The organism is Protofrankia coriariae (assembly GCF_001017755.1).
Taxonomy (GTDB): Bacteria; Actinomycetota; Actinomycetes; order Frankiales; family Frankiaceae; genus Protofrankia; species Protofrankia coriariae.
Genome location: NZ_JWIO01000001.1, coordinates 222,929 through 243,187, shown reverse-complemented (window position 1 = coordinate 243,187; position 20,259 = coordinate 222,929). Strand labels below are relative to the sequence as shown.

19 protein-coding genes, 1 tRNA gene and 1 pseudogene are annotated in these 20,259 nt (G+C 69.8%); 13 read left to right on the top strand and 8 right to left on the bottom strand.

Annotated elements, in window-relative coordinates:
- Nucleotides 1–230: 230 nt before the first annotated feature.
- Together FrCorBMG51_RS01025 and rsmA are read left to right on the top strand one after the other, a co-directional pair.
- Nucleotides 231–1,061, top strand: a complete 831-nt coding sequence (locus FrCorBMG51_RS01025; RefSeq protein WP_047221244.1) for a TatD family hydrolase — start codon at nucleotides 231–233, stop codon at nucleotides 1,059–1,061.
- Nucleotides 1,062–1,099: 38 nt separating this feature from the next.
- Nucleotides 1,100–2,176, top strand: a complete 1,077-nt coding sequence (rsmA, locus tag FrCorBMG51_RS01020) for a 16S rRNA (adenine(1518)-N(6)/adenine(1519)-N(6))-dimethyltransferase RsmA (RefSeq protein WP_371389761.1) — start codon at nucleotides 1,100–1,102, stop codon at nucleotides 2,174–2,176.
- A gap of 275 nt (nucleotides 2,177–2,451) precedes the next feature.
- On the opposite strand, the gene FrCorBMG51_RS01015 is transcribed toward rsmA, so the two are convergent.
- The 7 genes from FrCorBMG51_RS01015 to FrCorBMG51_RS00985 form a co-directional block, all read right to left on the bottom strand.
- On the bottom strand, nucleotides 2,452–3,177 hold the full coding sequence (locus tag FrCorBMG51_RS01015; RefSeq protein WP_052914196.1) for an Asp23/Gls24 family envelope stress response protein: 726 nt from the start codon (nucleotides 3,175–3,177) through the stop codon (nucleotides 2,452–2,454).
- On the bottom strand, nucleotides 3,174–3,986 hold the full coding sequence (locus FrCorBMG51_RS24510; RefSeq protein WP_052914195.1) for a DUF6286 domain-containing protein: 813 nt from the start codon (nucleotides 3,984–3,986) through the stop codon (nucleotides 3,174–3,176). The genes FrCorBMG51_RS01015 and FrCorBMG51_RS24510 overlap by 4 nt, the downstream gene beginning before the upstream one ends.
- Nucleotides 3,987–4,005: 19 nt before the next feature.
- Nucleotides 4,006–4,482 carry an Asp23/Gls24 family envelope stress response protein gene (locus FrCorBMG51_RS01005; RefSeq protein WP_052914194.1) on the bottom strand — a complete coding sequence of 159 codons (477 nt, stop codon included), beginning with the start codon at nucleotides 4,480–4,482 and terminating at the stop codon, nucleotides 4,006–4,008.
- 89 nt (nucleotides 4,483–4,571) lie between these two features.
- On the bottom strand, nucleotides 4,572–4,760 hold the full coding sequence (locus tag FrCorBMG51_RS01000) for a hypothetical protein (protein WP_047221295.1): 189 nt from the start codon (nucleotides 4,758–4,760) through the stop codon (nucleotides 4,572–4,574).
- 350 nt (nucleotides 4,761–5,110) lie between these two features.
- Nucleotides 5,111–5,386 carry a hypothetical protein gene (locus FrCorBMG51_RS30265; protein WP_047221243.1) on the bottom strand — a complete coding sequence of 92 codons (276 nt, stop codon included), beginning with the start codon at nucleotides 5,384–5,386 and terminating at the stop codon, nucleotides 5,111–5,113.
- A gap of 308 nt (nucleotides 5,387–5,694) precedes the next feature.
- Nucleotides 5,695–6,048 carry a hypothetical protein gene (locus FrCorBMG51_RS00990; RefSeq protein WP_047221294.1) on the bottom strand — a complete coding sequence of 118 codons (354 nt, stop codon included), beginning with the start codon at nucleotides 6,046–6,048 and terminating at the stop codon, nucleotides 5,695–5,697.
- 207 nt (nucleotides 6,049–6,255) lie between these two features.
- Nucleotides 6,256–6,738, bottom strand: coding sequence for an Asp23/Gls24 family envelope stress response protein (locus FrCorBMG51_RS00985; RefSeq protein ID WP_047221242.1), 483 nt, complete (start codon nucleotides 6,736–6,738; stop codon nucleotides 6,256–6,258).
- A gap of 423 nt (nucleotides 6,739–7,161) precedes the next feature.
- Here FrCorBMG51_RS00985 and FrCorBMG51_RS00980 point away from each other — a divergent pair, with 423 nt between their 5' ends.
- The 3 genes and pseudogenes from FrCorBMG51_RS00980 (at nucleotide 7,162) to FrCorBMG51_RS00975 (ending at nucleotide 10,396) form a co-directional block, all read left to right on the top strand.
- On the top strand, nucleotides 7,162–8,211 hold the full coding sequence (locus FrCorBMG51_RS00980) for a 4-(cytidine 5'-diphospho)-2-C-methyl-D-erythritol kinase (RefSeq protein WP_047221241.1): 1,050 nt from the start codon (nucleotides 7,162–7,164) through the stop codon (nucleotides 8,209–8,211).
- A 136-nt stretch (nucleotides 8,212–8,347) separates the two neighbouring features.
- Nucleotides 8,348–8,819, top strand: a pseudogene (locus tag FrCorBMG51_RS33370) (ATP-binding cassette domain-containing protein); the annotation flags it as partial.
- 2 nt (nucleotides 8,820–8,821) lie between these two features.
- Nucleotides 8,822–10,396 carry an ABC-F family ATP-binding cassette domain-containing protein gene (locus FrCorBMG51_RS00975; RefSeq protein WP_420848553.1) on the top strand — a complete coding sequence of 525 codons (1,575 nt, stop codon included), beginning with the start codon at nucleotides 8,822–8,824 and terminating at the stop codon, nucleotides 10,394–10,396.
- 61 nt (nucleotides 10,397–10,457) lie between these two features.
- Here FrCorBMG51_RS00975 and FrCorBMG51_RS00970 read toward each other — a convergent pair whose 3' ends face one another.
- Nucleotides 10,458–11,438: an acyl-CoA desaturase gene (locus FrCorBMG51_RS00970; RefSeq protein ID WP_047221240.1), complete on the bottom strand. Its 981-nt coding sequence runs from the start codon at nucleotides 11,436–11,438 to the stop codon at nucleotides 10,458–10,460.
- 304 nt (nucleotides 11,439–11,742) lie between these two features.
- On the opposite strand from FrCorBMG51_RS00970, the gene FrCorBMG51_RS00965 reads away from it, so the two are divergent.
- The 8 genes from FrCorBMG51_RS00965 (at nucleotide 11,743) to FrCorBMG51_RS00935 (ending at nucleotide 18,720) form a co-directional block, all read left to right on the top strand.
- A tRNA-Gln gene (locus tag FrCorBMG51_RS00965) sits at nucleotides 11,743–11,814 on the top strand.
- 128 nt (nucleotides 11,815–11,942) lie between these two features.
- The gene (locus tag FrCorBMG51_RS34345; RefSeq protein ID WP_476742077.1) at nucleotides 11,943–12,398 is read left to right on the top strand and encodes an NTP transferase domain-containing protein; all 456 of its coding nucleotides are present in this window, start codon (nucleotides 11,943–11,945) and stop codon (nucleotides 12,396–12,398) included.
- Nucleotides 12,392–13,528, top strand: a complete 1,137-nt coding sequence (gene glmU, locus FrCorBMG51_RS00960; protein WP_338052658.1) for a bifunctional UDP-N-acetylglucosamine diphosphorylase/glucosamine-1-phosphate N-acetyltransferase GlmU — start codon at nucleotides 12,392–12,394, stop codon at nucleotides 13,526–13,528. The genes FrCorBMG51_RS34345 and glmU overlap by 7 nt, the downstream gene beginning before the upstream one ends.
- Before the next feature lie 59 nt (nucleotides 13,529–13,587).
- The gene (locus FrCorBMG51_RS00955; protein ID WP_047221239.1) at nucleotides 13,588–14,583 is read left to right on the top strand and encodes a ribose-phosphate diphosphokinase; all 996 of its coding nucleotides are present in this window, start codon (nucleotides 13,588–13,590) and stop codon (nucleotides 14,581–14,583) included.
- Nucleotides 14,584–14,687: 104 nt separating this feature from the next.
- A complete protein-coding gene (locus FrCorBMG51_RS00950) occupies nucleotides 14,688–15,020 on the top strand; it encodes a YnfA family protein (RefSeq protein ID WP_047221238.1) in 333 nt (110 codons plus the stop codon).
- A gap of 363 nt (nucleotides 15,021–15,383) precedes the next feature.
- Nucleotides 15,384–16,016, top strand: a complete 633-nt coding sequence (locus FrCorBMG51_RS00945) for a 50S ribosomal protein L25/general stress protein Ctc (protein ID WP_047221293.1) — start codon at nucleotides 15,384–15,386, stop codon at nucleotides 16,014–16,016.
- 48 nt (nucleotides 16,017–16,064) lie between these two features.
- Complete coding sequence (gene pth / locus FrCorBMG51_RS00940; protein ID WP_047221237.1) at nucleotides 16,065–16,682, top strand: aminoacyl-tRNA hydrolase; 618 nt, start codon at nucleotides 16,065–16,067, stop codon at nucleotides 16,680–16,682.
- Between the two features lie 760 nt (nucleotides 16,683–17,442).
- Entirely contained in the window at nucleotides 17,443–18,720 is a 1,278-nt protein-coding gene (locus FrCorBMG51_RS00935) for a class I SAM-dependent methyltransferase (protein WP_047221236.1), read from the top strand.
- Nucleotides 18,721–20,259 lie beyond the last annotated feature (1,539 nt).

Genomic DNA, 20,259 nt, shown 5'->3' with positions numbered 1-20,259 from the left:
CCCCCGCCATGGGAGTGGCTTGTTCCGGCGCCTCGGCCGTGGACGCGGCGGGTGGACGGGCGGGCATCCGGGCTTGGATCGCTCGTCTGCCGCCGGCTTTCCGCGGTTCCGTAGGATCGGTCCGACGGAGCGCTTCCGCCCGGGGCGTTCCCTGTCAACGGGGAGCGCCTTGGTCGACACGTCCCGCGTCACCGGCGGGACGAGACGGAAGAAAGGTGGGTGAGCGGTAGATGGCACGCGACGGTGGACGCCGTGGCGACCCTCCGCCCGCGCCGCCGCCGTTGTCGGTGGAGGCGGAGGTGATCGACAGCCACTGCCACCTCGACATCATGGGTGGGGATGTGGCAGCGGCCGTCGCGGCGGCACAGGCCGTCGGTGTCCGACGGCTGGTGACGGTGGGAGTCGACCTGCCGACCAGCCGTTGGCAGGCGCAGGTCGCGGCCGGGCATCCCGACGTCTACGCCGCTGTCGCGATCCACCCGAACGAGGCTGCCAGCGGCGTGAACGAGGAGACGTTCACCGAGATCGCCGAACTGGCCGCGGCGCCGAAGGTACGGGCGGTCGGGGAGACCGGCCTGGACTACTACCGCACGCCACCGGAGCGGCACACCGCTCAGCAGGACAGCTTCCGCCGCCACATCGCGATCGCCAAGCAGGCCGACCGCACTCTCATGATCCATGACAGGGAGGCGCACGAGGACACACTGCGTATCCTCTCCGAGGAAGGCGCGCCCGAACGAGTGGTTTTCCACGCCTTCTCCGGAGACGAGGCCATGGCGAAGGTCTGCGCCGACGCCGGCTATGTGATGTCCTTCGCCGGGAATGTGACGTTCAACAACGCGCAACGTCTGCGGGACGCTGCCGCCGTTGCGCCCCGTGACCTGCTCCTGGTCGAGACGGACGCCCCCTTCCTCACTCCCGTGCCGTGGCGGGGCCGGCCGAACGGCCCATATCTGATACCGCTGACGCTGCGTGTGCTGGCCGCTGCTCGCGGGGAGGACGTCGACGCCCTGGCGTCGGCGATCGCCGCCACCTCCGAACGAATGTTCGGGCCCTGGTAGCCCCCGACCCGGGTACTCCCGTCTCCCCGTCGTCCGATATGGGCACTCCCACTCTGCCGCCTTCTGCTCTGGGCTCTTCCGGTCGGCTGTTTTCTGGTACGGATTCTTCCGGTACGGATCCTTCCAGCGCGGGTTCTTCAGCTCCGCTGTCGTCCGGTTCAGGCCTTTCCGATCCGCCGCCTCCCGACCCTGACTCTTCCAGCCAGTCGTCGTCCGGCGGGTCATCGTCTGGTTCGGGGCTGCCCGATGGTCTGCTCACGCCGGCGGACGTACGGTCGATCAGCGCCGCTGTCGGCATACGGCCGACCAAGCGCCGTGGTCAGAACTTTCTCGTCGACCCCAACACCGTCCGTCGGCTGGTACGCCTGGCAGGTGTCGAGCCGGACGAGACCGTCCTGGAGATCGGTCCCGGGCTGGGCTCGCTGACCCTCGGGCTGCTGCCGGCCGCCCGCCGGGTTGTCGCGGTCGAACTGGACGAGGCGCTGGCCACGGCACTGCCGGCGACCGTCACGGCGCGGCTCGGACCAGCGGTTGCGGCCCGCCTGACCGTGCTGGCGGCGGACGGGCTGCGCCTGGAGCCCGCGGACATCTCCGGCGACCCGCCGAGTGTCCTTGCCGCGAACCTGCCCTACAACGTGGCTGTCCCGCTGCTGCTCGGCGTACTTGAACGCTTTCCGTCGGTCAGGCGCGGGCTGGTCATGGTGCAGGCGGAGGTCGCCGACCGGCTGACCGCGTCGCCAGGTGGGCGGGTGTACGGCGTGCCGAGCGTGAAGATGGCCTGGTACGCGTCGGCGCGTCCGGCAGGTCCGGTGCCGCGGGCGGTGTTCTGGCCGCAGCCGAACGTCGACTCGTCCCTGGTGGCGTTCACCCGTCATGATCGGCAAGGGTCGCCGCGGTTGCGCCGGGCCGTTTTCGCCGTGGTGGACGCGGCCTTCGCGCAGCGCCGCAAGACGCTGCGGGCGGCGCTGTCGGGCTGGGCGGGGTCGGCGGACCAGGCCGAGCGTCTCGCGCTGGCCGCGGGCATCGACCCGTCCGCCAGAGGCGAGATCCTGGACGTGGCCGCCTTCACCCGCCTCGCCATCGCCCGCCTCGATCCCAGCTCCGAGCCCGAATGACGGCGGGCCTGCTCTGACCGACGCACCGGTGGCGTGGACGCCATCCGCGATCATTCGTGCGGAGCCTGATCCAGGCGTGTTTGTCGTCGGGTACGTTTTTCAGCTTTCAGCCCGGTGGGCGTACCCGACGACAAACATGCGTCGATCTTGTCCGTTGTCCGTTGTCCGTCCCGGGTGGGCGGCTCCTCATGCCTGAACGGGCAGGTCATACCTGAACGGGCAGGCCGCCACCGTAGAGCGCTACCCGTCCCGGGCGGGCGGATCTCCGGATGCGCTCAGCGCACGCGGTTGTCGTGGTGCACGTCCGGGACGAGCCTGAGCTCGACGGCAAGGTGCGGGCGTGCCACAGCCCCACGGGCGTGCGGCAGCGCAACCTCTTCGATGGCGGAACGGACCCGATGGATGTCCGCGTCGGGGCGCACGGTCACGATCGCCTGCAGCAGCGGGTGCCCCTCGTTGCCCAGCAGCCGCGTCCGCACCTGCTGGACGCCGTCCGTGCCGGCCAGCTCGTTCCCTACCGCTGCGGCGAAGGCCTGCCCGTCCACCCGGACACGCCCGAACCTGTCGTCCCTCACGTGCAGCGCGGACAGCCGGCCCGAGGAGAACTGTGCCGACAGCCAGACCAGCGCCAGCAGTACGATCAGGGCTGTGGCCGCCCCCACCACCGGCCAGAACCAGCCGTGGCTGCCGGCGAAGGAGCGGTTGCCCGGGGTGAGCGTCGGACGGTCGGCGGTCTCCGTCCCGAACACACCGTTACCGGCAAGCAGGATGACCACTCCTGCGCCCAGCAGCGTCAGCCCCAGCAGGGTGAGCATTACCCGGTTGAACCGGTCGACCCTGTGGGTGACCGGACGCCGGTGCGACCGGGACGGGCCAGGCCGTACCGGTCCCTCGCCGCCATCCACGTTCTCCACCTCGCCCGGCTCCGTCAGCGCTCCCAGCCGAGGGATCGGGCTGTCGGCCCGTTGGTCGTCACTGACCGATGTGGCGGTTCCGCTCATTGCTCCTCCTCCCGGCCGCTTGCCGGGTCGGGCTGGCCGCTCGCCAGGTCGGGCTTGGTCAGGTCCAGACCCACCGGATACGGCTCGCGTCGCGTCGGCGTACCGAAGGTGACCTCTGCCACCGACGCGGACGACGCGGACGTGGGGCCACCTGACGCCGTGGGGGTTTCCGGGGCGGGCGACACAGCGGTGGGCGTACCCGAGGTCACATCCGATGCCGTGGGAGGCAGGGTGGCAGACGCTGTGGGAGGCGGGGCCGGCTCCGGCACGACGTTACGGTCGCGGGCGGGGCGATGGGACGCCTTCGCCTTCACCTTCGGTACCGACAGCAGGTCACGGAATGCCAGGTGGCCATGGACCCGCTCGAGCACCTGCGCGGAGGTGTCCGCACTGCTTCCGGGGAACAGCTCGACCATGACTGTCGCGGTGCGGCGCCGGAGACGCACCTTTGCCCGGCTCACACCGTCGACCTCCGCGACGGCGCTGCTCAACGCGTGGCTGAGAGCGGAACGGGAGACGAACCCGCGGGTGTCAGTGGAGACCGGCCGTAACACGAGCCACCCCGCCCGGCCACGCCGCAGCCCCAGGAAGAGCAACAGCGCCCCGGCTATGATCGCGATGACGGCGAGAACCGTCGGGCCCGTGTCGGACCAGGTGTTACGTGCCATGGCGCCCGCGGCCGACTGCCAGTCGACGACGGCGTACCTCTTGTCCAGGGCCACGCTCACCATCTCGACTATCGCGATCACGCCGGCCGCGGCAAGGAGCGCTGCCAGCAGCGCCGCGACAATCCGGTTTGTCAGGCGCACAATGGTGACCTTTCGTAAGTTATCGCACCCGAGCGCCCGGGGCCGAGCCAAGATCCAGGGCGGACACGTCGATGTCGAGACGGGTGACCCGCAGACCGGCGAGATCGGCTACCTGCCGGGTCACCCGTGTTCGCACTCCATCACATATCTCCATGATTCGGGCAGGGTACCGAACGGACAACGACATGGAAATCCGGGCTGTGCCCCGACTGACGCGGGCCGACACCCGGGGCGGGCGGTCGTCACCGGCCGACCACGCCCGCCGGGGCAGAACGCGGCGCAGACCCCCGACGTGTTCGATGTCCCGCGTGGCTTCGGCGGCGATCTTTTCGACAACCCGGTCGGTGATGAGCAGCCTTCCTCGGGTGGCGGGGTCGGCTCTGCCCCCACCGTGGTCGCCGGGCGTGCCGATGGGTTCGCCGGTTCCTCGCAAGATCGCCGGCCGCGCCGGATCCGCCCACCCCGCTGGATCCGCCTGTGGATCTGTCCCCCGCACCGGGCCTGCTCGCTGTGGCGGATTCGCCGACGGGACGGCGCCGATGCCCGGTGGCGGATCCGGTACGGCAGGTGTCGGGAATCGCGGGTTCACCGTGGTTCCCGCCGCCGGTCGCCGCCGAGGTACCGGGTGAGGTCGACCTCCCCGTCCACCACCTTGCCGACGAGGAGGCCGATCGCCCCGAGCAGCAGGACGATCAGAAAGTCGCTGAAGTCGCCGATGGCGAGCGCAAGACCTGAGAGCAGTCCCGTGATGAGACCGAGTGCGCCTGACCGCATCGAAAGCCTCCTGTCGTCGAACGGGTCGTATGCGCGCCTGGGCTGTACGCGCACGCAAGTGAAGATCTTCAAAGTCGACGAGATATTCGACCGTCCGGGTGGTGCCCCGATCTGGCTTGCCCCGGACGATCTCAAATAGCGCAGCAGCCCGTTGTGGCCCCGGCGGCGACGGCAGCGGCATCATCATAATGATCACAGTGTCGCCGGGAGGCCCGGTGGAGAGCCGGGAGACCTGGTGAAGGTATGCGGTCACCGCCCTCGGGCCGGCCCTGGGCATGCTCGGCGGCCGGCCGTGTTGCCAGGAGGCGCCGTGTTGCCGGGAGACCCGGTGCGGGTATGTAGTCATCGCCTTAACACACCCGCGGGGGCCGGTGTGACTCCGCCCGCCGTCGGACCGACTGCCGCCGGATCCAGCCGACGACGAGCGCAAGGCCCGACCGCTTGTGGTACGTCGTCACCTCACCACAGGCAGGTCGTGGTGGCCGCTGTGCGCGCAGAGCCTGCAGACCCGACGCGAACACGTCAGGATCTCCGCCGCGATCCGGGTGGTTCTCGCGGACGAACCTGCGGATCTCGGCGCGGCGCGCGGCGCTGTCGAGCGTTGCCCGGCAGTGCTCGGAGGCCATGTTCGCCGTCCCTTTCGTTACCGTTCACTGTTGTAGAGTTTCAACTCGCCAAATTTCGCCAAATTTCACTGGTGTCAGGGGAGGCTGGATATCCGGACCCCGCACCCTGTCGACCCTCGAAGTATGAAGATGTATTTTTCCGGTATGACAACCAAATTTTCCGCCACTACGGAGAAATCAGGATTCTGGGCAGCGGCGCCCGTTTGGACCGGTGAGGAAGCCAGCTTTCCGGCCCGCTGGATCCCGGCCCGGAGGTGCCGTTTCTGATCAGAATCCACCGGCTCTGTGCGTTCGCCGTTCCTGGTGCCTCATCCGCTTTCGTCCTGTTCGTCGAGCGTTACTTCTGGTGGTGCGGGCGGGGGTTTCGTCCCGGGGGGGAGTGCAAGATCGTCGATTACGATGTCGATCCGCTCGCATTCCGGCGCCACCGTCGTGACCGCCGAGCGCACCTGGCCGGCGACCTCGGCCATGGTGGGGCCGAACCGCGCGACGACATGGACGGCGACGCCTCCCGGCGCCCTGCGGACGCCGACGACCCGGCGGCCGGGAAGGTAACTGACCACGTCGCCGGTTGCTCCGGCGGAAAGCGCGGCCACCGCCGGACAGCGGGCGACCGCGGCCGCGATCACGGCCGGTCGTGTGGACACAGCCAGGTGGACCATGCTCTCCACCGCACCTTCTCCACCTGCTCCGCCCTGTCCTCCTGTTCCACCCGCACCCGGCGGGCTGTTTCCCGCGAGAGGCCAGGCGGGTGTCGCGCGACGGTTGTGTCCGGTGGCATCGGGGGCTGTTCCCCGTGTCAGGCCAGGTGGATGATCGTCGATCCGATTGTTGATCATGACTGGGATTCCGGGCGCTGATTCCGGGCGTTACTGCACCCGGGTCGGCTGTTCCTCGTCCTCCGCGGGGATGAAGACGTCGTCGACGGCGATGTTGACCTCGGTGACCTCCAGGCCGGTCATCCCCTCTACGGAACCGACGACGTTGCTGCGGATCGTCTGGGCCAGGTCCACGATTGACACGCCATAGTCGACGACGACGTCGAGATCGATCGCGGCCTGGCGTTCGCCGACCTCGACCCCCACGCCCTGGGACACGTTGCGTCCGGACGAGCCAGGTATGCGCTGCCGCAGCGAGCCGACCGCGCGGGCGCCGCCGGAACCGAGGTTGTGGACGCCTTCGACCTCCCGGGTTGCCACGCCCGCGATCTTGCGGACGACCGAGTCCGCGATCGAGGTCTTCCCCTTGCTCGTGACCAGTTCGGTGGATGCCCGCTGCGACACCCCGGTGCGGTCGCCCGATGGCGACTCGCGGGTCGCGGCAGCGGTCTTCTCAGCGGCCGTCGTGCTCATGGCGTGCCTCCGCCCTTGTTGAGGCCTCTCCTTGCGGGTGATCTGGTTGCAGGTGGTCGGGTTGCGGGTGGCCCGGTTCGTCTTGTGCTCCGGCGCGACCGGTTCGTCATGGCCCGCTGTTGCGGCCCGGTTCGTTACGGGCTGCTCCCGGTAACCGTCTCGTGGGAATCGGGTACGAGTCCCACGACGGCCCGGCCGGTCGTGCCCGGCGTGGCCGATCACTGGCGTGACCAGCCGCTCGTGTGCATCGTCTTACCCGGCGGTGGCGAGGGTACTCGCCTCTTACCGGCCGGATAGGTTCGTTGGTGCCCGGTGTCAGAACACGCCTCAGGAGCGAAGGAGAGTCCGCTGTCTCGGTCTCACCGGCACCCTTCCGGTGCCGCCGGCGCCGACCGGCCGTCCGCGCCCGTTCCGGGCAGCCGGGTGACTGTCCGTACGCCGGCCAAGGTCAACCTGCATCTCGGTGTCGGGGCACGCCGCGACGACGGCTACCACACGGTCATCACAATCCTGCAGGCCGTCTCGCTCTACGACGAGATCACGGTGGCTGCGGTCGACGGCGCCGCGGTCGACCCGGACGCCGTGGAGCCCGCCGTGTCCGTGGAGGTCACCGGCGAGGGAGCCGCCGGGCCGGCGGCTCCGCTCGTCCCGCTGCCCGGGGCGTCCGGTCGGCCCGGGCCGTCCTCGCCGCCTGGCGACGCGGTGGCGAGCGCGGCCGCAGCCCGGATCTCCCTGGTCCCGACCGGGGTGGACAACCTGGCCGTCCGCGCGGCTCACGTACTTGCCGCCCGTGCCGGTGTGCGGGGAGCGGCAGCCCACATGACCATGGCCAAAGGCATTCCGGTCGCGGCCGGGATGGCCGGCGGCAGCGCTGACGCGGCCGGTTCGCTGGTCGCCTTCGACGCCCTGTGGGGCACCGGCCTGGACAGGTCGGTGCTCTCCGAACTCGCCGCCGGGCTCGGCAGCGACGTGCCGTTCCCGCTCGCGGGTGGGACGGCGCTGGGTACCGGCCGTGGCGAACAGCTCACGCCGGTGCTGGGGCGCGGCGAGTACCACTGGGTGTTCGCGCTGGCCGACGGTGGCCTGTCCACCGCGTCGGTCTACGCCGAGTTCGACCGGTTGTCGCAGGGACGCCTGCGTACCGAGCCGACCCCGCCGGACGCGGTGCTGGCCGCGTTGCGTACCGGTGATCCGGTCGAGCTGGGCCGGGCGCTGGTGAACGATCTGCAGCCGGCCGCGCTGCGGCTGCGCCCGTCGTTGCGCCTGGTGCTGGAAACCGGCGTCGAGCTCGGGGCGGTCGGTGCCATCGTCAGTGGTTCCGGGCCGACCTGCGCCTTCCTGGCGCGGGACGCGGAGCGGAGCGTGGCCCTGGCGGCGAGTCTGGCCGGGATGGGTGTGTGCCGGGCGGTACGTCACGCGCACGGCCCGGTATCGGGCGCGCGTGTGGTCGATCCGGGTGGCTCCGCCGGATGACCGTGCGCGGGAGCGTCACCGTCGAACGGGACTGGCCAGCCCAGCCGGCGCCGGCCCGAACGGCGCCGGCCCGGGTCGCTCTCCTGGGCAATCTTGCTGACGGCCCCGGACCACCAGAGCGCTGGGTGGCCGTCGGATGAGCGGCGTCCTGGTGACGATGGAGGCGGTGGTGGCCGCCTTCGGCACCCGCACCCTGCTGGACGGGGTGAGCCTGGGCATCGGAACCGGTGAGCGCATCGGGGTGGTCGGCCGCAACGGGGCGGGCAAGAGCACCCTGCTGCGGCTGCTCGCCGGCCAGGCCACCGCGGACGCGGGCCGGATCGTGCGGGCCGGTTCCGTGCGGGTCGGCCTGCTGGCTCAGGACGACCAGCTCGCACCCGACGCGACCGTGCGCCAGGCCGTGGTCGGCGACGTTCCCGATCACGTCTGGGCGGCGGATCCGCGGCGCCGGTCGGTGCTTGCCGGCCTGGGGCTGCTCGACCGTCTCGACGCCGTGGTCGGACGGTCGTCCGGTGGTGAGCGCCGGCGCGTCGCGCTGGCCGCGCTGCTCGTCGACGACATCGATCTGCTGGTCCTGGACGAGCCCACCAACCATCTTGATGTCGAGGGGGTGGCCTGGCTTGCCGCCCACCTGCGGTCGTGGCGCGGCGGGCTGCTCGTCGCCACCCATGACCGGTGGTTCCTCGACGAGGTCTGCGAACGGGTCTGGGAGGTCGTCGACGGCCGGGTGGACGCCTACGACGGCGGTTACTCCGCGTATGTGCTCGCTCGGGCGGAGCGCGCGCGGCAGGCCGACGCCACCGAGGCACGGCGGCAGAACCTGCTGCGCAAGGAGCTGGCCTGGCTGCGCCGGGGCCCGCCGGCCCGCACCAGCAAGCCGCGTTTCCGGATCGAGGCGGCCAACGCGCTGATCGCCGACGAGCCACCCGCCCGTGACACCCTCGGCCTGCGCAGCTTCGCCGCCTCCCGCCTCGGCAAGGACGTCTACGACGTCGAGGACGTCACGTTGCGTCTCAGCGATCGCACGCTGCTGACGGATGTGACCTGGCGGCTGGGCCCGGGGGACCGGGTGGGGCTTGTCGGGGCCAACGGGAGTGGCAAGACGACGCTGATGCGTCTACTGACCGGGCAGGTGAGCCCGGACGCGGGCCAGGTGCGGGTTGGTAGGAGCGTGCGCTCCGCCCTGCTCTCCCAGGAGATCCACGAGCTGAACCCGGGCCTGCGCGCTCTGGAGGCGGTGGAGCGGGCCGGCCGGGTGCTGGAGGTGGGCCGCGGCCGGGAGATGACCGCCGGCCAGCTTCTGGAGCAGTTCGGCCTGCCCTCGGCCCGGCAGTGGACGCGCGTGGGTGATCTCTCCGGCGGGGAGCGCCGTCGGCTGCAGCTGCTGAGGCTGCTCATGCAACGGCCGAACGTGCTGCTGCTGGACGAGCCCACCAACGACCTGGACACCGACACGCTGACCGCGCTGGAGGACGTCCTGGACTCCTGGCCGGGCACGATTGTCGCGGTCAGTCACGACCGTTACTTCCTGGAACGGACCTGCGACACGATCTTCGCCATGTTCGGCGACGGGTCGCTCGTCATGCTGCCCGGCGGGGTGGACGAGTACCTCTCCCGGCGGCAGGCCGCCACCCAGACCGGGGCAGCCGGGCGCACAGCTCCTGTCGGACGCGCCGGCGCTGGCCGCACTGCCGGTGTCGCTGCCGTCCCCGGAGTGGGCGCCGCCGCCGGAGCGGGCGCGGACTCAGGTGCCGTTGCCGGCGACACCGGCGGTTCGCTGTCGGCCGGGCAGGCGCGGCTTGCGCGCAAGGAGCTGACCCGGCTCGAACGGGCCCTGGAGCGGCTGGCCCNGGCTGGCCCGCCGCGAGAGCGCGCTGCACACCGCGCTCGCCGAGGCCGCCACCGACCATCAGCGCCTGCTCGCCCTCGACGCCGAACTGCGCGAGGTCGTCGCCGAGAAGTCCCGCACCGAGGACGCCTGGCTCTCCCTCGCCTCCGACCTCGAGGACGCCTAGCTGTCCGGAGCGCCGCCGTGCATCCCCACCTGAGCGAGTTGCCCCTCGGCGACCGTTGGTCAGTGATCGCCTGGCCGTGGGTGACACCGACTCAGGGGGCTGGGCTTCCCAGGTTGTCGTGCGGTGGTGCTGCGCCTGGGTGCTTTCCCTTGACGATCGCCGGTAGGTGATCCTCAAGCCACGGGTGCTGCCCGCCCAAGAGCCAGGGGTCCCCAGATAGTGCCCAAGGCACTATCTGGGGACGAGCTTTGCTCGCAGCCGTTGTGGGTCGGGCCAGCGGACGTCGTGGACGAGGTGCAGCGTCTCCATCAGCTTGATCAGGTAGAAGCTGGAGTCCACCTGCCAGGGCTTGACGCCGTGGCGGGCCAGTGTGGGCTCGGCGTGGTGCAGGTTGTGCCAGGACTCGCCCATCGACAGGATGGCCAGCGGCCAGACGTTGCCGGAGCGGTCCCGCGACCTGTACGGATGCTTGCCGGCGACGTGGCAGATGCTGTTCGTCGACCAGGTGACGTGGTGCAGGACGCACACCCGGACCAGGCTCGCCCAGAAGAACGCCTGCACCGCCGCCTCGAACGAGCCGCCCCACAGGCCGCCGATCAGCGCCGGGGCCGCGAGGCTCACCGTCGCCCAGAGCCCGAACAGGCGGCTGACGCGGACGATGTCGGTGTCGTCGAGCAGGTCGGGGGCGTATCTACGCTGGTCGGTCTGTTCGATGTCGAACAGCCAGCCGATGTGGGCGTGCCACAGGCCCTTGGTCAGGGCGTGGAAGCCGGGGCCGTAGCGCCACGGCGAGTGCGGGTCGCCGTCCCGGTCGCTGAATGCGTGGTGGCGCCGGTGGTCGGCCACCCAGCGGATGACCGGGCCCTCGATCGCCATGCTGCCGGCGATGGCGAGCGCGATGCGTATCGGCCTGGAGGTCCTGAAACCGCGGTGGGTGAAGTAGCGGTGGAAACCGACCGTCACCCCGTGGCCGGTGATCGCGTACATGACGACAGCGAGGATCACGTCGCGCGGGCTGATCCACCGGTCCCACAGCAGCGGTACCGCGGCGGCGAGGGCCGCCAGCGGGACGATGATGACCATGGCGAGGGTAAGCTGTTCCCCTCGTGCCTTCAGCGCGGATCTCGGCGTCACGGTGTGCCGGGTGGAGGCGTCCACCCGGGTAGCGGGGGCCGTGGCGCCCGTCGGGTTCACCGTGTCGGTAGCGGTCATGACATAACCCCGTCCATCAGTGCCGTCCACCGGTTTCGTCGTCGCAATAGTTTCCGTTGTGACACCGTAGCTCGCGGCGGTAACAGGTGGTGCCCGTGGCGGGGAACATCGGAGAAAAACAATTTCACGGGTCCGGGCGGTTGCGGCCGGGGTACGGTAGTTGTCACGAAGGGTTGGCGGGGTCGGCCTGCGACGGCTGCGCGCGGTGACGGCGAGGCGGACCGGGGTGCTCCAGGCCCGAAAAAATCATGATCATGCCGTCTTTGGCTTGCTGGCAGTGGTACACTGCCAAAGATTTTCCCAGTCCGCCGTGGTGTAATTGGCAGCACAGGAGATTTTGGTTCTTCTAGTCCACGTTCGAGTCGTGGCGGCGGAGCCCCGGGTCGGATCGGCGGGTACGCCGGTCCGTACAAATCATTTTAGTCCGCCGGAATTGTCCACGATATCCCCTGGCCGTGGATATCCGCTGGTCGCAATCCGGTAAGCTCGACACGCATCGAGTTGATGTCCACGATCAGGGGAGCTCGTGTGACCCAACCACGTCTGGCGGCCGTTGTCGTCCTTGCCGCGGGTGAGGGTAAGCGGATGCGCTCCGCGACCCCCAAGGTGCTTCATCGCGTCGCTGGGCGCACCCTTGTAGATCAAGTTCTCGCCGCGGTCGCCCCGCTCGGGGCCGAGAAGCAACTGGTGGTCGTCGGGCACGGGCGCGAGCAGGTGATCGCGGCGCTGGCCGGCCGCGTACCCGAGGTCACCCCGGTCGTGCAGGCCAGCCAGCGTGGCACCGGCCACGCCGTTCGGACCGCGCTGTCAGCGGCGGGTGGCATCCACCCGGACGATCTCGTGGTCGTCGTCCCGGGAGACACCCCGCTGCTGACCGGCGCGACGATGTCGGCGCTGGTCGCGGCGCATACGCACGAGCCGGCGGCGGCGACGNCGAGCCGGCGGCGGCGACGGTGCTGACCGCCGAGGCGTCCGACCCCTTCGGCTACGGACGGGTGCTGCGGGATCCGTCCGGCTGGATCCGCGCGATCGTCGAGCAGGCGGACGCCGACGCCGTCACCGCCGCCGTCCGGGAGATCAACACTGGCGTGTACGTGTTCACGGCCGGCCCCTTGCTGGCGGCGCTGTCGTCCCTGACGGTCGACAACGCCCAGGGCGAAGAGTACCTGACCGACGTGGTCGGCGCGTTCTTCGACGGCGGGCAGGCCGTTCGGGCGTACCCGCTGGACGACCCCGGCGAGGCCGCCGGGGTCAACGACCGGGTCCAGCTGGCCGCCGCCGCGGCGGCCATGCGGGACAGGCTGGTAACCGCGGCCATGCGGGCCGGCGTCACCGTGCTGGATCCCGCCACCACCTGGATCGACGCCGACGTGACCGTCGAGGCGGACGTGACGCTGCTCCCGAACACCTTCCTGCACGGCAGCACCCGGGTGGCGTCCGGCGCGGTGATCGGCCCGGACTGCACGCTCACCGACACGCTGGTGGGTGCCGCGGCCACGGTGAGCCGGACGACCGCAGTCGGCGCGGTGATCGGTTCGGACGCCTCGGTCGGCCCCTACACGCATCTGCGCCAGGGCACCCGTGTCGGCCGCGGGGTCAAGCTCGGCGCGTTCGTGGAGACGAAGGCCGCGGAGATCGCCGACGGGGCGAAGGTGCCGCACCTGGCCTATGTCGGGGACGCGGTGATCGGCGCACGCAGCAACATCGGATGTGGCACGATCGTGGCGAACTACGACGGCGTCGCCAAGCACCGTACGGTGATCGGTGCGGATGTCAAGATCGGAAGTGACACCGTGCTGGTGGCGCCGGTGAATGTTGGCGACGGTGCGTACACCGGTGCTGGTTCGATCGTGACCGAGGATGTGCTGCCAGGCGCACTCGCGGTCAGGGAGGGCCGGCAGCGGACGATCGAGGGATGGGTCGAACTACGGCGTCCGGGCACTGCGGCGGCACGTGCCGCGGCTGCCGCGCGGGGGTATGTCGAACAGGCACGTGGCGACGGTGACCCGGACAGGGCGGATCACGTTGGACACGCCGGGCCGGCCCCCGCCACGGTTGTCGGTATCTCCGACAACGGGCGCCGTACGTAGAGCCTGCCACGCTGTGAAGAACGACCATGACGGAGCGGGACGAAGGTGGAGAACCTTTGATGGCCTACCAGACGGATAATCGGCGTAACCTGATGCTTTTCGGTGGCCGTGCGCACCCTGACCTGGTGGCCGAGGTTGCCCGGGAGCTCGATGTCGAACCGGTGCCCACCAACGCGTATGAATTCTCCAACGGAGAGATCTTCGTCCGGTTCGAGAAATCCGTACGCGGATGTGACGCGTTCGTGCTGCAGTGTCACTCCTCGCCGGTGAACACCTGGCTCATGGAGCAGCTCATCATGGTGGACGCGCTGAAACGCGCCAACGCCAAGCGGGTCACCGTGGTCGCGCCCTTCTACCCCTACGCCCGGCAGGACAAGAAGCACCGCGGCCGGGAGCCGATCTCGGCCCGGCTGATCGCCGATCTGTTCAAGACCGCCGGCGCGCACCGACTGATGTCGGTGGACCTGCACACCGCCCAGATCCAGGGCTTCTTCGACGGCCCGGTGGACCATCTGTTCGCGCTGCCGCTGCTCGCCGACTACATCGAGGCCAAGCTCGACACGTCCGCGGTCACGGTGGTGGCCCCGGACGCCGGCCGGGTCCGGGNNGACGCCGGCCGGGTCCGGGTGGCCGAACGCTGGACCGACCGGCTCGGCTGTCCACTGGCGATCATCCACAAGCGCCGTGACCGGGACGTCCCGAACCAGGTGAAGATGTTCGACGTGGTGGGCGAGGTGGAGGGCCGCACCTGCGTCGTCGTCGACGACATGATCGACACTGCGGGCACCATCACCAAGGCCGCGGAGTCGCTGCGCGAGCACGGCGCGACCGATGTGATCGCCGCGGCGACGCACGGTGTGCTCTCCGGCCCGGCCGTGGACCGTCTGAAGAACTCCGAGATCAGCGAGGTCGTGCTCACCAACACCCTCCCGCTGCCCAGCGAGGCCCGCATCGACAAGATCACCGAACTGTCGATCGCGCCGTTGCTGGCCGCCGCCATCAGAGCGGTCTTCGAGGACGGTTCGGTGACCGAGCTCTTCGGCGGCGACGCGTGACCAGACATGTGACTGTCGGTCGCGACGCCATGGACAACCCCGCGATCCGTCCGACCCATCGGTTGAACCGTCGACTGGTTTAGTCACTGGTTCGGACGCCGGCCGTGCTCGTCCTGCGTACGGTGCTGCTTTTCGTCCTGGCCGCGCTTGCCGAGATCGGTGGGGCCTGGCTGGTGTGGCAGGGGATTCGTGAGCATCGGGGCGTCACGTTCGTCTGTGGCGGGCTGATGTCCCTGTGCGTCTATGGTTTCGTCGCCACGCTCCAGGAGGAGGCGGCCTTCGGGCGTGTACTGGCCGCCTATGGCGGCGTGTTCGTCGCCAGCTCCCTCGCCTGGGGCGTTGTCGCCGACGGCTATCGGCCTGACCGCTACGACATCGCCGGCGCGCTCGTCTGCCTGGCCGGAGTCGGCCTCATAATGTTCGCGCCCCACCGGTGATCCCGACGGTTCCTGGTTCCGACGGTTCCGCCCCGGGGCAGCCGTCCGGGTGGCGGCCGCGCCCGAACGGCGGCTCCCTCGGGTAACGTCGAACAGGCCCGGATCGTGCCGGAGCCCCGTCCGCCTCGACGGTAGCGCCTCCTCCCAGGTGGCCTTTCGTCATCGGGCTGTTACAGCCGTATGGGCGCATACAGCCGTATGGGCGCATTGTGCGGCAACGGTTCTCCACCGGCGGTAGGGCGGATCCGTCGGCTCATGATGCATCCGGTACCCTGAAAGACCGCGTCGTGGCGCTGCCGGCTTCTTGTGTTCAGGCGGCGCCGATGTCCATTGAAGATCCGCAGTAGGAGGATGAGTACCGCCATGTCCGAGGTCCGCATCGTCGCGGAGCCCCGCACCGAGTTCGGCAAGGGCGGGGCTCGTCGTACCCGCAAGGCCGGCAAGGTCCCGGCCGTCCTGTACGGCCACGGCCAGCCGCCCCGCCACATCTCGCTGCGCGCTCACGACCTTCTGCACGCGTTCAAGACTGATGCCGGTACGAACGTGCTGCTCCGCCTGGAGCTCTCCGACGGGACTCAGCTCGCCCTTCCCAAGGACGTCCAGCGTCATCCGATCAAGGGCAGTTTCGAACACGTCGACCTGGTCATCATCCGTCGGGGCGAGCGGGTCACGGTCGAGGTGCCGGTGACCGTCGTCGGGACGGCCGAAAGCGACACCCTCGTCGACCAGCAGCTGACATCCGTCTCGTTGCAGGCGGCCGCGACCGACATCCCCGGGTCGATCGAGGTCGACGTCACCGGTTTCAAGGCCGGCGCGAATATCAGCGCCGGTCAGCTCGTCATCCCGGCGGGCACGGTGCTGGAGACCGATCCCGAGCAGATCGTGGTCCAGGGGCTGGCGAAGCCGACCGCCGCCCAGGTGGACGCCGACCTCGCCGGTGCCGAAGCGACCGGTGGGGCCGAGGGCGAGCAGGCGCAGGCCGGCGCCTCGGCCTGACCGGCGTTTCTTCCACCCGGATGACACCACCGCCCGGATGACACCGCGATGACTCCGTCGGAGACCGGGCCCCAGGCCACCGGGCCGTGGCTGGTCGTCGGGCTGGGCAATCCCGGCCCGACGTATGCCGGCAACCGGCACAACATCGGATTCATGGTTCTCGACCTGCTGGCCGAGCGGGTCGGGGACCGTTTCCGCACGCACCGGGGACGCGCGGACGTCGCCGAGGCCCGCCTCGTCGGCGTCCGCGCGCTGCTCGCCAAACCCCGTTCCTTCATGAACGTCTCAGGCTCGCCCGTCGAGGCCCTGCGCGCCTTCTTCAAGGTCGACATCGGGCACATCGTGGTCGTCCATGACGAGCTGGACATCCCGTTCGGAACGATCCGGCTCAAGCTCGGCGGCGGCGACAACGGGCACAACGGCCTGCGTTCGGTCACCGCCGCGCTGGGGTCGCGCGACTACCTGCGGGTCCGGGTCGGGATCGGACGCCCACCCGGTCGGATGAACCCGGCCGACTTCGTCCTGCGCGACTTTTCGACTCCTGAACGCAAGGAGCTCCCGTTTCTGGTGGACCGGGCGGCCGACGCCGTGGAGTCGCTGCTGGACAGGGGGCTGGAGGCCACCCAGAACACCTTCCACGTCTCGCCCGCCAAGCCGCAGTCCTGAGATTCTTCGGCATCCTCGGCGGTTTTTGAACTTTGCGGATCTCGTAGTCGAGGATCAGCGTCCCGCGAAATGCCCGCCAGCCGAGTTCGGCGAGAATCCGGTGGTCCTGGTACGCGCCTGACAGGGACGGCGCGAAGACGGCGGCCGGGCTGACCTGGCGGGCGATCCGAGCCGACACGATCTTTTTCCGGGTGCACGGGTGCACGGGTGCACGGACGACGCGGCGCACCGGCGGGCGCCGGGCGTTCTGAAGGCTCTCGGGTTGTCGGGACCTGAAGGTCGCCGGGTTGTTGGGACCGGCCGGGCCGGCGGGTGCGTTCGTGACGGCTCTCCGACGTACCGTCCACCTGGCCGTCAGCCGCCGCGGCTGACGGATTCATCACAGCCACTGGCCTCGTCGAAAGCCTCGGACGAGCCACTATCATGGCTCTCTGAGCATGCCGCGAGCAGATCGTGACATGCCCGAAGGGGACAGCTCGATGATGCGCGTCGCCCTCTCGACCGGTAATTCCTGTGACGGGTGCCGCCCTGTTCACGCGGCCGTCCCGCGTTATCGCCTGTGACCACGTCGCCTGTGACCATGTCGCCTGTGAGCCACATCTCTGTACGCCGTGTCATTCCGGTATGCCATGTCATTCCGATACGTTCCGGTGGGCCATGCCGATCGGTGAAAATCCGCCGGCAACCAGAACCCCGGGGCCGATCAGGATCAGATGCCGATCAGAACCAGGTGCCGATCGAAAGGCAGGTAGGGGATCGCATGTCAGTTGAGTCCGTCGGTCAGCCACTGGCCCGTACGCAGGTGACGGCCGTCCCGGTCGAAGCCTGTCGCTCGTGTGGCGGCCCGCGGCCACGTCCGTTCCTCTCCCTGGGGCGGACACCGATCGCCAACCGGCTGCTGTGCCCCGACGACCTCGCCGAGCCCGAGCCCGTCTTTCCCCTGGAGGTCGGTTTCTGCGCCTCCTGCGCGCTGGTCCAGCTCACCCATGCCCTACCGGCGGAGGAGATGTTCGACGCCGGTTACCGGTCCTTCCCGTCGTCCGGCGACACACCGCGCCGGAATGCCGACAGGCGCGCCAGAGAACTCATCGCCGGTCGTGCTCTCGGCTCCGACAGCCTGGTCGTGGAGATCGCGAGCGGCGACGGACATCTGCTGCGGGCGTTCGTCGAACGCGGAATCCCGGTGCTCGGCATCGAGCCGTCACCCGGGCTCGCGTCCGTCGCCCGGGCGATCGGCGTGCCGACCCGCACAGAGTTCTTCGACGCCGGGCTCGCCCGGTCGCTGGCCGCCCAGGGGCTGCGCGCGGATGTCATCATTGTCGACAACGTGCTGGCGCACGTCCCCGATCCGAACGGCTTCGCCGAGGGCGTGTCCGTTCTGCTCGCCGATGACGGGATCGTCGAAGTGGATGATCCCGGTGTCGGAGCGCTGCTCGACCACACCGGGTTCGACACCGTCCGCCACGACTGCTTCTGCTATTTCTCCACCATCGCCGCGGACGCACTGATGCGTCGTCACGGTCTGTATCTGACGGAGGTGGAGGAGTTCTCCGAGCATCCCGGCGGCATTCTGCGCTGGCGACTGAGCCGGGCCGAAAGACCCGGCCCGGGGGTGGGCGAGCGCCTCGACCGTGAGCGCGCCGCCGGCCTGGACACCTTCGACCGGTACGCGAGTTTCGCCGACGACGTGCGCGAGTCGCAGGCCGAGCTGCTCACCCTCCTGCACGAGCTGCGCGCGCACGGGCGGAGCGTGGCCGCCTACGGCGCCGCGGCCAAAGGAGCCGCCCTGCTGAACTCCAGCGGTATCACCACCGATCTCGTGCAGTACGTCGTCGACCGCAACGTCGACAAGCAGGGCAAGTACATCCCGGGCGCGCGCACGCCGATCCTCGACCCCGCCGTGCTGACCCAGCGTCAGCCGCACTACCTGCTTCTGCTGGCCTGGAACGTCAGAGACGAGATCATGGATCAGCAGGCGGCGTTCGCCCGCAGGGGCGGCAAGTTCATCGTGCCGGTTCCCCGGCCGGTTGTGTGCTAATTGTTTTTATTGTTTTGTGGTCATATGTAGGCCCGCGTCAGGCGGACGACGGTGGGCCGCGCGTCCCGTGATGGCGCGTCGAGCTGTAACGGCATGTCGAGCGCGGCATGCCGAGCTACGAGATCAGGCTGTCGCGCGGCGGTGAGCCGTCCGTCCCGGCCCCGACCGGTGATCCACGTTTCCGCGGCCAGGCGCCGTCGCCTCGGATGTGCCGTCAGATGTGCTGTCGGATGCCTGCCGTCCAACGCTGTTGTTGGACGCCGCTGCCGCCGGCTGTCGTTGTCGTCGGCCGTTGTCGTCGGACACCGTCGTCGTTGGGTGCTGTTGTTGTCGGGGCCGGTTGTGTCATCGCGGCCGGTTGTGTCGCCGCACCCTCCACGCTTCTGTTACTTTGCGTGACCGACCGCTTTCTTCAACGGGTTCCGCCACCGCGGAAACATGTGGCGGACGTGCCGTGTACTTTCAATGCTTGAGGACGGTGGGGCCATCGGGTTTCTCACTCCCCGGGGGTGTCCGCCGTTCCAGCGATCTGGGAGGTCCGGGAGGTCTCAGGAATCCAGGGGGCTGTAATGTTCGCGCAGGACGGGTGGTACGGGGGCGTCCGCGTCCTTCAGTTTTTCGCGCTTTCCCATGATCTTGTATTTTCTCGTGGCCCGAGGAGGACGTTCCGGTGACCCGGGCCGCTTGGCCGCGCGCGGAAGCCGAGCGCGCGCTGCCCAGAATCTCACCGCTCCGGCTGCTCCGGCGCCGGTGGCTGGTGATCGTCCTTGGGGCGGTCGTCGGTACCGCCTGCGCGCTGGCCGTGAGCAAGCAGCAGGACGAACGTTTCGAGGCGACCGGCCGGGTGTTTCTGGGCGCCTCCCAGGCGCTGCCCGGCAGTGATCATCTCGACGCGGCCCGGATCGTTCAGACCCAGGCCCAGCTCGCCGGCTCCACCGTGGCGCTCGATCTGGTCTCCAGGCAACTGGGCCTGTCGCGGGAGGAGGTGGCCGAGCGGCTGACGGTCACCGCGTCCGACCAGGGCGACTTCTTCACGATCACCGGCAGGGACGGCACCGAGCAGCGGGCGGTGGGTCTTGTCCAGGCCGTCGAGGCCGCCTACCAGCAGCTTCTCACCCAGCAGCAGGCGGCCGGCGGCGGTACGGCCCGTTCGCTGACGGAGCTGCGTGACGAGATCACCCAGGGCCTCCGGAGGCTGACGGCGCTGCCGAGGACCGCCGACAGCGAGACGCTGGCCGCTCAGGTCGGCACCCTCAACGCACAGCTCGCCGAGCTCAACCGGCAGATCCCGCAGGCGCAGGCCGCTGGCGCGCCGGCCGCGGTGACCCTCGCCGAGCCCGCCCGGTCGCTCGGCCAGGTCACTCCGAAGCTGGCGCGCAACGCCCTCGTCGGCGCCCTGGCCGGCCTGCTGCTGACGGCGGCCGGGCTCTGTGGTGCCTACCTGCGCCGCCCGACGGCGCTCGACGCCGGGGACGCGGCCGACGTCCTGGGCACCCCGTTGATCGCGGACATTTCCGGCGGGCGAGGCAGCGCCCCGCC